The organism is Pseudomonas sp. HC1(2025), assembly GCF_058742075.1.
In genome coordinates this window covers 4,580,900-4,595,212 of record NZ_CP196017.1, presented here as the reverse complement: position 1 = coordinate 4,595,212, position 14,313 = coordinate 4,580,900, and the positions used below count along the sequence as shown (strand labels likewise).

The window sequence follows — 14,313 nt, the reverse complement described above, 5'->3', positions numbered from 1 at the left end:
CTTTCCGTAAAACCCCGTGGAGTGATGGCATGGCCGACGTAAACAAGGTCGTTCTCGCGTATTCCGGCGGCCTGGACACTTCGGTGATCCTCAAGTGGCTGCAGGATACTTATAACTGTGAAGTGGTGACCTTTACCGCTGACCTGGGTCAGGGCGAAGAGGTCGAACCTGCACGAGCCAAGGCGCAAGCCATGGGCGTCAAAGAGATCTACATTGACGACCTGCGCGAAGAATTCGTCCGCGATTTCGTTTTCCCGATGTTTCGCGCCAACACCGTCTACGAAGGCGAGTACCTGCTGGGTACTTCCATCGCACGTCCTCTGATCGCCAAGCGCCTGATCGAAATTGCCAATGAAACCGGTGCAGACGCCATTTCCCATGGTGCCACCGGCAAGGGCAACGACCAGGTGCGTTTCGAACTGGGCGCCTATGCCTTGAAGCCAGGCGTGAAAGTGATTGCTCCTTGGCGTGAGTGGGACCTGCTGTCCCGTGAAAAGCTTATGGATTACGCTGAAAAGCACGCAATCCCGATCGAGCGCCACGGCAAGAAAAAGTCCCCGTACTCGATGGATGCCAACCTCCTGCACATCTCCTATGAAGGCGGCGTGCTGGAAGACACCTGGACCGAGCACGAAGAAGACATGTGGAAATGGACCGTCTCTCCGGAGAACGCTCCTGACAAGCCGCAATACCTGGAACTGACCTACCGCAACGGCGACATCGTTGCGCTGGACGGTGTCGAAATGACTCCGGCCACCGTACTGGCGACCCTGAACCGTATCGGTGGCGAGCACGGTATCGGCCGTCTGGATATCGTCGAAAACCGCTACGTGGGCATGAAGTCCCGTGGCTGCTACGAAACCCCGGGTGGCACCATCATGCTGCGCGCGCACCGCGCCATCGAGTCCATCACCTTGGACCGTGAAGTGGCTCACCTCAAGGACGAGCTGATGCCCAAGTACGCCAGCCTGATCTACACCGGCTACTGGTGGAGCCCTGAGCGCCTGATGCTGCAACAGATGATCGACGCGTCCCAGGTCCATGTGAACGGCGTTGTGCGCTTGAAGCTGTACAAGGGCAACGTGATTGTCACCGGTCGCAAGTCCGATGAGTCGCTGTTCGACGCCAACATCGCGACCTTTGAAGAAGATGGCGGCGCCTACAACCAGGCCGACGCCGCTGGCTTCATCAAGCTCAACGCTCTGCGCATGCGCATTGCGGCCAACAAGGGCCGCAAGTTGTTCTGATGTCGTCCAGGCTGGATAAAAAGTGGTCCCTCGAATGAGGGGCCATTTTTTTTGACTGTAATTTTTGGCGTCGTTGTTTAATTATGTTTAATGTTTTTTCTGATGTTGAGGGTGTTGCTGTTTATTATGGGTTGCTTGTGATTTTTGTATCTGGAAGTTGGTAGGTTAACCGTATATGAGTATTTATGTTTAAATTCATTCGGTTAATTAGTAGGACGGATCAGATACCTGGTTTTGTCTTAGGAATTATCTGTCAGATGGTTCGGTACATCGTTAGTAGTGAATTTTCCCATGGAACTTTTCCGAGAGGTGTTTTTCTGTAATGGTCCCTGTCGGTACAACCCTGGCAAGGGGCATTTCCTGAAAGTGGCGTGCGTCGTGTTTACTTTTGCTGGTTCGGCAGGCTTTTTTTTGCTCAAAATATGTTTGCTCACGGAAAGTTCTGAAAGGCCAAACAATAACCCACACATCCATATAGGCGTTTTTTTGTAGGCCTATTCTCATAACTTTGTGGGTTGGGTCTCTGCTTGTCGTTACTTGGGGGGGAGTGCTATGCCAAGGAGGAAACGACTAGGCTATTGTGCTGGTTCTGAATAATTCGAACAGCGAAATTGGACTTGCCCATGAATAAAGTGCTGATCGTGGATGATCATCCCGTCATTCGCCTTGCTGTACGCATGCTAATGGAACGTCATGGTTATGAGGTCGTTGCAGAGACCGATAACGGAGTCGACGCGTTGCAACTAGCGCGGGAGCATATGCCGGATATTGTCATCCTGGATATTGGAATCCCCAAACTTGACGGTTTGGAAGTTATTTGTCGCCTGTCTTCCACCAAGCAGGCGCAACCCTTCAAGGTATTGGTGTTGACGTCGCAGGCGCCGGGCCACTTCTCCATGCGCTGCATGCACGCGGGCGCGGCTGGCTACGTGTGCAAGCAACAGGATCTGACCGAGTTGCTGAGCGCGATCAAGGCGGTGCTGTCCGGCTACAGCTACTTCCCCAACCAGGCACTCAACTCGGTGCGTTCCAGCCAGGGTAATACCTGCGAAGCCGACATGGTCGAGCGGCTTTCAGGCCGGGAGATGATGGTGCTGCAGCAACTGGCCCAGGGGAAGACCAACAAAGAGATCGCTGATGGCATGTTCCTCAGCAACAAGACTGTGAGCACGTACAAGACGCGCTTGCTGCTCAAGCTCAACGCCCGGTCCCTGGTGGACCTGATCGAGCTTGCCCAGCGTAACGGCCTGGTTTAAGAAGCAGGGAGCAACAGGCAGAAAAAAGCCTCCATGGCGGAGGCTTCTGTGTGATCGTTTGGCTAGAGATCGAAATCGTAATCGGCCAACTGTTTTTGCAAGCGTCGCTCTTCCAGAAGGTTGTCGATGGTGCGGCGTTTGCTCAAATTGGTCTTGGCAACTTCTACAGGCGCCTCGGCTGCCTCGTCCGTGTCTGCGGCCACAAAGTCTTCTTCTACATCCAGTTGTTCTTTGCCAGTGCTCATAAGGTTAACTCCAGGCTAAGACTGCCGTTGGCGCTCCTTATATCGACAATCGTGCACCGGGTAAAAAAGATTTTTTCAATCGACTGATCAATAAAACCAATGATTGCTCAATCGTCCGACGTCTTTTCCTTGTATTCGCACAAGTCTTCGATGCGGCAGCTGCCACAGCGCGGCTTGCGGGCCTGACACACATACCGACCGTGCAGGATCAGCCAGTGGTGGGAGTCGAGTAGGTAAGGCTTCGGCACAAACTTCATCAATTGCTTTTCGACCTCCACCACATTCTTGCCCGGCGCAATTCCCGTGCGGTTGCTGACACGGAAAATATGGGTGTCCACCGCCATGGTCAATTGGCGAAACGCCGTATTGAGCACCACATTGGCCGTCTTGCGGCCAACGCCGGGCAGGGCTTCAAGTGCTTCGCGGGTCTCTGGCACTTCACCGTTATGCAACTCGACCAGTAGTCGGCAGGTTTCAATGACGTTTTTCGCCTTGCTGTTGTACAGGCCAATGGTCTTGATGTACTGCGACAACCCTTCGACCCCCAGGGCATGGATCGCAGCCGGGGTGTTGGCCACGGGAAACAGCTTGGCCGTGGCCTTGTTGACGCCTACATCCGTCGATTGCGCAGACAGGATCACGGCAATCAGCAACTCGAACGGCGATGAGTAGGCCAGTTCGGTCTTGGGCTCGGGGTTGTCCTCGTGAAACCGACGAAAGATCTCCAGGCGTTTTGCGGCGTTCATTGGGCGAGCGGTTCCTTCAATGTGGTGTGTGGCGTTGGGTCCAGGCCTGCCACCCGGCGAGCAGCAACCCGAGCAGGATAAACCCTGTGGGGGCGAGGGTGGCGATGCTACTGCCGAGTAACAAGCGCGAGAGGGTGATTGCAGCCAGTAGCCCGGTTACTAGCGCGAACAGTTTAAGTTGTGCCCTGCGCTGGTGGGCGGCGAACAGGCCTTCGTGCTCAAGCAGCACGCATTGCAGGCCGATCAAGGCCAGGTATGCCCCCAGGCCCGTAGACGGGGCAAAGGCCACTGCCTGCGCCACTAGGTTGGCGCAACTGACCCAGGTGGTGGCCAGTAATACATTGGCCATCAGCCGCCACTGGCCACTGAGGCGATTGCGCACCCAGCCGCAGCTCCAGCCATGGAGCATCATGATCAGCGCCCACATAACCCAGAACGTTGCAGCGCTCGCCGGCGTGTCACTGACACCCAGCAGCGCCGGCAGCAGCAACAGGTTGCCGAGGACCAATGGCTTAGTCATGGTCGGTGCGCTCCAGCAGGGCCTGGCGGTGCTCGTCAAAATACCGCAGGGCATCGTGGATCGCGTTGATCACGGCGCGGGACGTGATGGTCGCACCGGCCATTTGGTCGAACTGGCCGCTGTCTTTCTTCAGCGCCCAAGCCTGTGGATTTTCCTGCGACAGCCCCTTGAATGAGGCAAGCCAGGGATTGCCGGGTTCGCCGATATGCCCGCCCAGCGTGGGCGTTTCCGTGTGTGCCAGGGTCTTGACCCCAAGCAGCTTGGCGTTGCGGTCGATGGCAATCAGCAATTGGATGCGGCCACCATAACCCTCGACCTGGGAGCGAAGCACCACGGAGCTGGGTTTGCCGGCCAAGGTCGCGAGGTAAGCTCCCAGCAGTTGGCTGTTGTCCAGCATTGCCGAAGTAACGTCCAAGGGGCGTTCCAGCGGTTGATTGTCATAACTGCCAGCAGGCAGTACATCCAGCAACGCCCGGCTTTGCATTTCACGCTGCTGCGCGGCAATGGGCTTGGCGGTCAGCTGTTGCAGGCCAAGGGTCAGGCCTACCGCGCCGGCGGCGATCAAAAGCACGCTCAAGGCTTGCGAGGTGCGCTTCATGCTTCCACCGCCTGCGGCCGCGTCCAGCGCTCCAGTGCCGGCACTGCCAGGTTCATCATCAGCACCGCGAACGCCACGCCATCGGGGTAGCTGCCCCAGGTGCGGACCAGATAGGTCAGCAATCCCACGCCCACCCCAAACAACAAGCGTGCCCGCGCACTTTTTGCACCCGACACCGGCTCGGTGACGATAAAGAAGGCTCCGAGCATAGTGGCTCCGGTCAGCAGGTGAAACAGCGGGGAGCCATGGGAGTCCGAACCCGAGCCGTTCCAGCACAGCAGGCTGATGACAAACAGGCTGGCGAGCATGCCCACCGGCGCATGCCAGTTGAAGACCCGTTGCTGCAGTAAATAGAGGCCGCCAGCGAGAAATGCCAGGTTCACCCACTCAGTGCCTTTACCTGCGAGCTGGCCGAAAGCCGGGTGGCGGGCAAACAGCTCGTCGACAGTCAGGCTGTTATTGATGCGCAAGGCATCCAACGCCGTGGCCCGGGCCCAGGCATCGGCGGTCTCGCCGTGCAGGCCGAACACTTGTTGCAGGCCGGCCAGCAGGTCCAGGCCGTGGGACGCCGGCCAATGGGTCATTGGCTGGGGAAAGGCCAGCAGCATCAGCGCGTAACCGAGCATGGCCGGGTTGAAGGGATTTTGCTTGCCGCCATACAGGTGTTTGCCCAACAGCAAGCCACTGCTGACAGCGCCCAGGCATAACCACCACGGGCAATAAGGTGGCAGCGCCAAGGCCAGCAACACCGCGCTGACCAGGCCGCCCAAGTCGCGGGAATCATCGCCGCGCACTTGGCGCACACCGGCTTCGACGGCCCATGCACAGCTGCCGGCCAGCAACAGATTGATCAGCACGCCCCAGCCATACAGCCAGAACAGCACCAGCACGCCGGGCGTTGTGGCCAGCAATAATCGCTGCATGGCGTGTTGCTGGCGATCAACCACCTCAGGCGCAGACATGACTATCTACTTGCCGTTGGGCTTCATCCACGCGCAGCCTGGCATCCGTCAGCTCGGCGGCACTGCTGGTGGGCTGGCGCTCAAGTTTGCTCAGGTCGGCGCGGGCATAGGCCAGGGCGGTCTTCAACTGGCGCAGGTGACGGTCGATGGGCCGTTTCTCGATACGTTGCAGGTCCGGCCGGGGCTGCTCGGATTTTTCTTCGGCTGCGTGCAACACCTGTTCGGCGGCGGCCAGGGCTGCGCCGAGTGTGGTCAGTTGCTCTGCATCGGCCAGTGCGTCCTGGGCCTTTTTCAGCTCGGCGCGACGCATGGCCAGCTGGATTTTTGCGCGCTTGAGCTCAGGGTCTTTACTGGTCTGGGGGGGCGCCACTGTGGGGGCGTTCGCTGCGAGGGCGGTCAATGCCTGTTCGGCGGACTCAAACTGCTGCTGCAGGATGATCAACTGCGACTGCTGCTCAAAGGTCGGCGGATGGCCAAAGGCTTTCAGGGATTTGTGCAGTTGCGCCCGGCTCATTGCCAGGTTGACCTTGGCTTTTTTTAACGCTGTGTCGATCTCTGCGGCTTTTTGTGCGCGCATGCGTTCGATGGCGGCCTGCAATGGGTCGCTATTGGCCTGCACGATGGGGGCCGGGCGTTTGCTGCGGGCCAGGCGCTCCGCCAGCTTGTGTTCTTCCTCGCGTTGCAGCCTTGCGTTGCGCTGCTCGAAGCGACGGCGGGCGCGATCACGCTTGGTCCCGCGCGCCTGGCGCTCCTCGGCAGTAATCGCATAGCCCGCGACAATCGGCAGCACCGCGGCCAGGGGCAGCGGCAGCATGTCGATGCAGTCCACCGGGCAGGGAGCCACACACAAGTCGCAGCCGGTGCATTCATCCACGATCACGGTATGCATCAGCTTGGCCGCGCCGACAATCGCATCCACCGGGCAGGCCTGGATGCATTTGGTGCAGCCAATGCACTCTGCCTCACGGATAAAGGCGATCTGCGCCGGGGCTTCACCACGGGAACTGTCCAGCTCCAGCGGTACCAGGTTCAACAACTGCGCCAGTTCGGCAATGGTTTCGGGGCCGCCCGGCGGGCACTTGTTGATGGCCTCGCCCTGGGCGATGCCTTCGGCGTAGGGCCTGCAACCGGGGTGCCCGCATTTGCCGCATTGGGTTTGGGGCAGCAGGGCGTCGATACGTTGAATCAGGCTCATGGTTTGATCATTGCGTTTAAGCCCAGGAATGCCACGGCCATCAGCCCGGCACTGAGCAGGTCCACGGGCAAGCCTTTGAAGGGCTGGGGGATATCGTTTTCATCTATTCGCTGGCGCAAATCGCTGAACAGGCTGAAGGTCAGCCAGAACGCCGGGCCGATGCCCAGGCTGTAGATCAGTTGGCTGGCGTGGCCCGGGCCCAGGAGTACCACGCTGAGCACGCCGGCGTTAGCCAGCAGTGGCACCCATAAGCCATCGACGGGCAGGGCGGGCACATGGCGCGAAAGCCCATTCAGCAACGGCTGGCTCAACAGGATCGCCAAGGGAACATAGGCAAACAGCCATAACGCGTCCAGCGCCAAGGGTTGCAACACGAAATGAACAAGCAGGTAGCTCGAAACACCCGTCAGCACCATCAACAGCGTGGTCGCCAACCCAAGGGCGTGTACCCGCAGTCGCTCCACCCGGGGATCTCCAGGCAGCGCCAGGCGCAGCAGGTAATGGCTGATCAGGGCGGCGCAGAGAAGGGCGACAAGCAGTTCGGTCATGGTCGAGCCGGTTAAGCAAACAGGGCCTGATTATCCGGCAAGCAGGGAGAGGGTACTAGCGCAAACCGCCCTGTCGCGGCCAATCACCGCGACAGGGCGCTTCGGGTTACTTGATGCGCTGGCCAGGCTTGGCGCCGCTGTCGGGGCTGAGCAGGTAGATTTCTTCGCCGCCAGGGCCGGCTGCCATCACCATGCCCTCGGAGATGCCGAACTTCATTTTTCGTGGCTTGAGGTTGGCGATCATCATGGTCAGTCGACCATCGAGCTTGGACGGGTCCGGGTAGGCACTCTTGATCCCGGAGAACACGTTGCGTTGCTCGTCGCCGATATCCAGGGTCAGGCGCAACAGCTTGTCGGCACCTTCCACGGCTTCGGCCTTGATGATCAGTGCAACCCGCAGGTCCACGGCGGCAAAGGCGTCGAAGTCGATTTCCGGTGACAACGGATCCTTGGCCAGCTCGCCATTGCCGGCCGGGGCGGCTTCGCCGGTGTCGGTCTGGCTGGCGGTCAGGTCTTCCTTGGACGCGTCCGACATGGCCTGCACCTTGACCGGGTCGATACGGGTCATCAGCGGCTTGAACTCGTTGAGCTTATGGTTGTTGAGCAGGCTGGCGTGGTCATTCCAGGTCAACGGTGCAACGTTGAGGAAGGCCTCGGCGTCAGCGGCTAGCAACGGCAGCACCGGCTTGAGGAAGATCACCAACTGGCGGAACAGGTTGATGCCGGTGGCGCAGATGGCCTGGACTTCATCCTGCTTGCCTTCCTGCTTGTTCAGCGACCACGGCGCTTTGTCGGCGATCCAGGCGTTGGCGCGGTCGGCCAGGCCCATGATCTCGCGCATGGCGCGGGCAAAGTCGCGGGCTTCATAGGCGTCGGCAATGCTTGGCGCGGCGGCCAGGAAGGCATCGGTCAGCTCCGGTGCGGCGTTGACCGGCACCATCACGCCAGCATTGCCCTTGTGGATAAACCCGGCGCAACGGCTGGCGATGTTGACCACCTTGCCCACCAGGTCCGAGTTGACCTTCTGCACGAAGTCTTCCAGGTTCAGGTCCAGGTCGTCGACGCCGCGGCCCAGCTTGGACGCGTAGTAGTAGCGCAAGTACTCCGGCGACAGGTGGTCCAGGTAGGTGCGCGCCTTGATAAAGGTGCCACGGGACTTGGACATCTTCTGGCCATTGACCGTCAGGTAACCGTGTACGGCGATGCCGGTCGGCTTGCGGTAGCCCGAACCTTCGAGCATCGCCGGCCAGAACAGGGCGTGGAAATTGACAATGTCCTTGCCGATGAAGTGGTACAGCTCGGCGGTGGAGTCCTTGCCCCAGAACGCGTCGAAGTCCAACTCTGGCGTGCGGTCGCAGAGGTTCTTGAAGCTGGCCATGTAGCCGATCGGCGCGTCCAGCCACACATAGAAGTACTTGCCCGGCTCATCGGGGATCTCGAAGCCGAAATACGGCGCATCGCGGGAGATGTCCCACTGTTGCAGGCCGGCATCCAGCCATTCGGCGATCTTGTTGGCTACGGCGTCCTGCAGGGTGCCGCTGCGGGTCCAGGCTTGCAGCATTTCCTGGAAATCCGGGAGCTTGAAGAAAAAGTGCTGGGAATCCTTGAGCACCGGGGTGGCGCCCGAAATCGCCGACTTCGGATCCTTAAGGTCGGTTGGCGCGTAGGTGGCGCCGCATTTTTCGCAGTTGTCGCCGTACTGGTCTTCGGTGCCGCACTTGGGGCAGGTGCCCTTGATGAAGCGGTCGGCCAGGAACATTTTCTTTTCCGGGTCGAAATACTGGGTGATCGAGCGGGTGGCAATGTGCCCGGCGTCACGCAGCTTGAGGTAGATCTGGCTCGACAGCTCGCGGTTTTCTTCGGCGTGGGTCGAGTGGAAGTTGTCGAAATCCACCAGGAACTCGGCAAAGTCGGCGCTGTGTTCAGCCTGGACGTTGGCGATCAGTTGTTCCGGGGTGATGCCTTCCTTTTCGGCGCGCAACATGATGGCCGAACCGTGGGCGTCGTCCGCGCAGACATAAATGCATTGATTGCCGCGATGCTTCTGGAAGCGCACCCACATATCGGTCTGGATGTACTCAAGCATATGGCCAAGATGGATGGAACCATTGGCATAGGGCAGGGCGCTGGTGACGAGGATCTTGCGTGGCTCGGACATGGGGCTCGGCTACTTGATGAAACGGAGGTCGGCCACTATAAAGCGCCGGGAAATTTATTTCACCCCGTGAGGCTGTTTCAGGGTTTTCCAATGTCGCGAAAGCATGCCCCTGACGCCTCGGAACGGTTAGGATAGCCGCCTGTTTTAGTCTGTCTTTTCCGGGAGTAGCCCATGAGCGCCGTCAATCGCGCAGCGGTGGAAGCCGTTCTTCGCCAGTACACCGACCCCTATCTGAACCAGGACCCGGTCAGCGCCGGCTGTGTCCGGGCCATTGATGTGCAGGGCGACCAGGTTTCGGTCCAGCTTGAACTGGGCTACGCCGCAGGTCTGTTCAAGAGTGGTTGGGCACAGATGCTGCAAATGGCCATTGAAGGCCTGGATGGCGTGCGCTCGGCCAAGGTCGACATCCAATGCGTGATCGCTGCGCACAAGGCCCAGGCGCAGATCCCGGGCCTGGCCAACGTCAAGAACGTGGTGGCCGTGGCATCCGGCAAAGGCGGCGTGGGCAAGTCGACCACGGCGGCCAACCTGGCCCTGGCCCTGGCCCGTGAGGGCGCGCGGGTGGGCATCCTAGACGCCGATATTTATGGCCCCAGCCAAGGTGTGATGTTTGGCATCGCCGAAGGTTCGCGGCCCAAGATCAAGGACCAGAAGTGGTTCGTGCCGATCCAGGCCCATGGCGTGGAAGTGATGTCGATGGCCTTCCTCACCGATGACAACACCCCGATGGTGTGGCGCGGGCCCATGGTATCCGGGGCCTTGATGCAGTTGGTGATGCAGACCGACTGGGGCAACCTGGACTACCTGGTGATCGATATGCCACCAGGCACCGGCGATATCCAGCTGACCCTGGCGCAGAAAGTACCGGTGGCAGGCTCGGTGATCGTCACCACGCCCCAGGACCTGGCGTTACTGGATGCGCGCAAAGGCGTGGAAATGTTCCGCAAGGTCAACATCCCGGTGCTGGGCGTCGTGGAAAACATGGCGGTGCACATCTGCTCCAACTGCGGTCACGCCGAGCATTTGTTCGGTGAAGGCGGCGGTGAAAAGCTCGCCACCCAATACGATGTTGAATTGCTGGCGTCGTTGCCGCTGTCGATGGGCATTCGCGAGCAGGCCGATGGCGGCAGGCCGACGGTAGTTGCCGAACCCGATGGACAGATCGCCATGATCTACCAGGAACTGGCCCGTCACGTCGGGGCGCGGATTGTCTTGCAGGAAGCCAGCACCCAGGCAATGCCGACCATCACTGTCAGCGACGACTGATCGGCCTGAAGGCAGAAAAGCCTCGACCCTGTCGGGGCTTTTTCTTGCCTGGCGTAAACCTTTTGGGCGGTCGGGTGTGCATTTTCCTAATGGGCGTTGTAAGCATTCGCTTACTTTTAAGTAAGTGTTTGGTTTTTTAACCGCGCCGGGACGTCTCGAATTACCTGTGCATATTTATAACTATTTGAAAAGTAAGGTTTATTTATTTCTGTTTGAGGGCCGTGGCAGGTTGTGCTTGCGAATGGATCCCGTTGAACTTGTTCGGGAAGTCTCTAATATCAGCCCTGTGTCCACGGATTGACACAGTCATCAAGGAACGATGACTCAGGGAAGTTCGCAGGATGCGATTCATCAGGACGATGAAAAGGAACACAGGGACTAGGGAAAAAATGTGGGCGGGTCAAACCGCCCCTTTTTTTTGCCCGTAGAAAAGTGAAATCCACCCCCTAGAAATGCAAAAAGGCCCGCAAGGGGCCTTTTAGAGGACATCGACGCGATCAGCGCTCGAGGTCTGCGATTTTGCCTTTTTTGCCATCCCACTCTGCCGCATCCGGCATCGGGTCTTTGCGCTCAGTGATGTTGGGCCAGATTTCCGCCAGCTCGACGTTCAACTGAATAAATTCCTGCATCTCTGCCGGGACTTCATCCTCGGAGAAAATCGCAACGGCCGGGCATTCTGGCTCACACAGGGCGCAGTCAATGCACTCATCCGGGTGGATTACCAGGAAGTTCGGCCCTTCGTAAAAGCAGTCCACCGGACACACTTCTACGCAGTCGGTGTACTTGCACTTGATGCAGTTGTCGGTGACGACGAAGGTCATTTCTAGTTTTCTCCTCAGGCGGCGGCAGCGAAACCCCTTGTGGCAGGGCTCGCGAGGTTTGGGAGCGATAGTCTGCAGGCCAGGCTAAAAGCCCGCAGCATCCCAAACCGCGCGAGATTCTATCAGCTTGCAAGCGTCTGCGTTAGACCCGTGTCTTCAGTGCATAGAGCAATTCCAACGCTTTTCGTGGAGTCAAGTCGTCCAGGTCAAGCTTTGCCAACTCATCCAGCACCGGGTGAGGCAGGCTGGCGAACATATCACTCTGTATCGGCACGCCCGGTTTACTGGCGGCCTTGGCTGGGCTGGCCACCACGGTTTCGTGGGGCAGGGCGGTGGTTTCCAGGCGGCTGAGGTGCTCGCGGGCGCGCAGGATTACATCGTTCGGCACACCGGCCAACTGGGCCACGGCCAGGCCGTAACTCTGGCTGGCCGGCCCTGGCAGCACGTGGTGCAGGAACACGATGCGCTCGTTGTGCTCGGTGGCATTGAGATGCACGTTGGCCACCAATGGCTCGCTTTCCGGCAGCACGGTCAATTCGAAGTAGTGGGTGGCGAACAGCGTATAGGCCCGCAAGTGTGCCAGGCGCTCGGCGGCCGCCCAGGCCAGCGACAGGCCGTCGAAAGTGCTGGTGCCGCGCCCCACTTCATCCATCAGCACCAGGCTGCGGTCGCTGGCGTTGTGCAGGATATTGGCGGTTTCGCTCATTTCCACCATAAAGGTCGAACGGCCACCGGCCAGGTCATCGCTGGAACCGATACGGGTGAAGATGCGGTCCACCAGGGACAACTCGCAACTGGCCGCCGGCACGAAGCTGCCGATATGCGCCAGCAGCACGATCAATGCGGTCTGGCGCATGTAGGTGGATTTACCGCCCATGTTCGGACCGGTGATCACCAGCATGCGCGTATCGTCGTCCAGCGACAGGTCGTTGGCCACGAACGGGGTGGTCAGCACTTGCTCCACCACCGGATGGCGGCCCTGGACAATGCGCATGCACGGCTCGCTGACAAAACGCGGGCAGTTCAGGTCAAGGTTCAGCGCGCGCTCGGCAAGGTTGCTCAATACATCCAGCTCGGCCAGGGCCGCAGCGGTGTCCTGCAACGGCGCGAGCTGACCGATCAGGTCTTCGAGCAAGGCCTCATAGAGCATTTTTTCCCGGGCCAGGGCGCGGCTCTTGGCCGACAGGGCCTTGTCTTCGAACTCTTTGAGCTCAGGGGTGATAAAGCGCTCGGCACCTTTAAGGGTTTGGCGACGTTGGTAATCAATCGGGGCCTGCTCGGCCTGCTTGCTCGGCAACTCAATAAAGTAGCCGTGCACGCGGTTGTAGCCGACCTTCAGGTTGGCCAGGCCGGTGCGGGCTTTTTCGCGGGCTTCCAGGTCGATCAGGAACTGCCCGGCGTTTTCGCTCAAGGCCTGCAGCTCATCCAGCTCACTGTCGTAACCGGTCTTCAGCACGCCGCCGTCGCGGATGATCGCGGGCGGGTTGTCGATAATGGCTTTTTCCAGCAGCGCAGCCAGTTCCGGGTAAGTGCCGGCCGTGACAGCAAGTTGTTGCAGGTGCGGCGCTTCCAGCTCGGTCATCGCCTGTTGCAGCTCGGGCAGCACACCCAGCGCGTCACGCAGGCGCGCCAGGTCACGCGGGCGGGCATTACGCAGGCCGATCCGCGCGAGAATCCGCTCGATATCGCCAATTTCCTTGAGCTGCGGTTGCAGCTTTTCAAAGCGGTAGCCGTCCAGCAGGCAGGTAATAGAAGACTGGCGCGCCTGCAATACGGTCAAGTCGCGCAGCGGGCGGTTCAGCCAACGGGTCAGCAAACGGCTGCCCATGGCGGTCTGGCAACGGTCGACGACCGACTGCAGGGTATTGTCGCGCCCGCCGGCCAGGTTGGTGTCCAGTTCCAGATTGCGCCGGCTGGCACCATCGAGCACCACCGTGTCGTCCAGGCGCTCATGGCGCAGGCTGCGCAAATGCGGCAGGGCGGTACGCTGGGTTTCCTTGGCGTAATTGAGCAGGCAGCCGGCGGCGCCGATGGCCAGGGTCAGGGTCTCGCAACCAAAACCTTTCAGATCCTGTACGGAGAATTGCTGGCACAGACTTTTCAGCGCCGAATCGCGCTCAAAATCCCACGGCGCGCGACGCTTGGCCCCACGGCGTTTTTCCGCCGGCAGATCCTTGGGCCAATCATCCGGGATCATCAACTCCACCGGATTGATACGCTCCAGCTCCGCCAGCAGGTTCTCCCAGCCCTTGATCTCCAGGACGGTGAAATTGCCACTGGTGATATCCAGCACCGCCAGGCCGAACAGCCGCTCATCCCCCAGCACCGCAGCGATCAGGTTGTCGCGCCGCTCATCCAGCAGCGCCTCATCACTCACCGTCCCCGGCGTAATGATCCGCACCACCTGACGCTCCACCGGCCCCTTGCTGGTCGCCGGGTCGCCGATCTGCTCACAGATCACCACCGACTCACCCAGCTTGACCAGCTTGGCCAGGTAACCTTCCAACGAATGATAGGGAATCCCGCACATCGGAATCGCCTGCCCAGCCGACTGCCCGCGCGCGGTCAGGGTGATATCCAGCAACTTGGCGGCCTTCTTCGCATCTTCATAGAAGATCTCGTAGAAGTCGCCCATGCGATAAAACATCAACTGATCAGGGTGCTGGTTTTTCAGGCGCCAGTACTGCTGCATCATTGGGGTGTGGGAGGACAGATCGGACGTATTTTTACTCATTGGGTAGTAGGCAAATT

Annotated in this window: 13 protein-coding genes; 3 read left to right on the top strand and 10 right to left on the bottom strand. The window is 59.6% G+C overall.

Annotated elements, in window-relative coordinates:
• Nucleotides 1-29: 29 nt before the first annotated feature.
• Nucleotides 30-1,247 (top strand): argininosuccinate synthase, encoded by a 1,218-nt coding sequence (locus ACSSVH_RS20585; protein ID WP_029295244.1) that lies wholly within the window; start codon nt 30-32, stop codon nt 1,245-1,247.
• A 623-nt stretch (nt 1,248-1,870) separates the two neighbouring features.
• The gene (locus ACSSVH_RS20580) at nt 1,871-2,503 is read left to right on the top strand and encodes a response regulator transcription factor (RefSeq protein WP_169954444.1); all 633 of its coding nucleotides are present in this window, start codon (nt 1,871-1,873) and stop codon (nt 2,501-2,503) included.
• Between the two features lie 62 nt (nt 2,504-2,565).
• Here ACSSVH_RS20580 and ACSSVH_RS20575 read toward each other — a convergent pair whose 3' ends face one another.
• From ACSSVH_RS20575 to metG, 8 genes are all read right to left on the bottom strand, one after another.
• A complete protein-coding gene (locus tag ACSSVH_RS20575) occupies nt 2,566-2,748 on the bottom strand; it encodes a PA3496 family putative envelope integrity protein (RefSeq protein WP_169954443.1) in 183 nt (60 codons plus the stop codon).
• Nucleotides 2,749-2,855: 107 nt separating this feature from the next.
• Nucleotides 2,856-3,494, bottom strand: a complete 639-nt coding sequence (gene nth / locus ACSSVH_RS20570; RefSeq protein ID WP_169954442.1) for an endonuclease III — start codon at nt 3,492-3,494, stop codon at nt 2,856-2,858.
• 16 nt (nt 3,495-3,510) lie between these two features.
• Nucleotides 3,511-4,014, bottom strand: a complete 504-nt coding sequence (locus ACSSVH_RS20565; RefSeq protein ID WP_492633664.1) for an Rnf-Nqr domain containing protein — start codon at nt 4,012-4,014, stop codon at nt 3,511-3,513.
• Nucleotides 4,007-4,612 carry an RnfABCDGE type electron transport complex subunit G gene (locus tag ACSSVH_RS20560; RefSeq protein WP_169954440.1) on the bottom strand — a complete coding sequence of 202 codons (606 nt, stop codon included), beginning with the start codon at nt 4,610-4,612 and terminating at the stop codon, nt 4,007-4,009. The genes ACSSVH_RS20565 and ACSSVH_RS20560 overlap by 8 nt, the downstream gene beginning before the upstream one ends.
• Nucleotides 4,609-5,574 carry an RnfABCDGE type electron transport complex subunit D gene (locus tag ACSSVH_RS20555; protein ID WP_492633663.1) on the bottom strand — a complete coding sequence of 322 codons (966 nt, stop codon included), beginning with the start codon at nt 5,572-5,574 and terminating at the stop codon, nt 4,609-4,611. The genes ACSSVH_RS20560 and ACSSVH_RS20555 overlap by 4 nt, the downstream gene beginning before the upstream one ends.
• Nucleotides 5,561-6,769, bottom strand: a complete 1,209-nt coding sequence (gene rsxB / locus ACSSVH_RS20550; protein WP_492633662.1) for an electron transport complex subunit RsxB — start codon at nt 6,767-6,769, stop codon at nt 5,561-5,563. The genes ACSSVH_RS20555 and rsxB overlap by 14 nt, the downstream gene beginning before the upstream one ends.
• Nucleotides 6,766-7,317, bottom strand: a complete 552-nt coding sequence (locus ACSSVH_RS20545; protein ID WP_492633661.1) for an Rnf-Nqr domain containing protein — start codon at nt 7,315-7,317, stop codon at nt 6,766-6,768. The genes rsxB and ACSSVH_RS20545 overlap by 4 nt, the downstream gene beginning before the upstream one ends.
• 106 nt (nt 7,318-7,423) lie before the next feature.
• On the bottom strand, nt 7,424-9,475 hold the full coding sequence (gene metG, locus ACSSVH_RS20540) for a methionine--tRNA ligase (protein ID WP_492633660.1): 2,052 nt from the start codon (nt 9,473-9,475) through the stop codon (nt 7,424-7,426).
• 171 nt (nt 9,476-9,646) lie between these two features.
• On the opposite strand from metG, the gene apbC reads away from it, so the two are divergent.
• On the top strand, nt 9,647-10,741 hold the full coding sequence (gene apbC / locus ACSSVH_RS20535) for an iron-sulfur cluster carrier protein ApbC (RefSeq protein WP_169954435.1): 1,095 nt from the start codon (nt 9,647-9,649) through the stop codon (nt 10,739-10,741).
• Nucleotides 10,742-11,238: 497 nt separating this feature from the next.
• On the opposite strand, the gene fdxA is transcribed toward apbC, so the two are convergent.
• Together fdxA and mutS are read right to left on the bottom strand one after the other, a co-directional pair.
• Nucleotides 11,239-11,562, bottom strand: a complete 324-nt coding sequence (gene fdxA, locus ACSSVH_RS20530; RefSeq protein WP_003208688.1) for a ferredoxin FdxA — start codon at nt 11,560-11,562, stop codon at nt 11,239-11,241.
• A 142-nt stretch (nt 11,563-11,704) separates the two neighbouring features.
• On the bottom strand, nt 11,705-14,296 hold the full coding sequence (gene mutS, locus ACSSVH_RS20525) for a DNA mismatch repair protein MutS (RefSeq protein WP_492633659.1): 2,592 nt from the start codon (nt 14,294-14,296) through the stop codon (nt 11,705-11,707).
• Between the last annotated feature and the right edge of the window lie 17 nt (nt 14,297-14,313).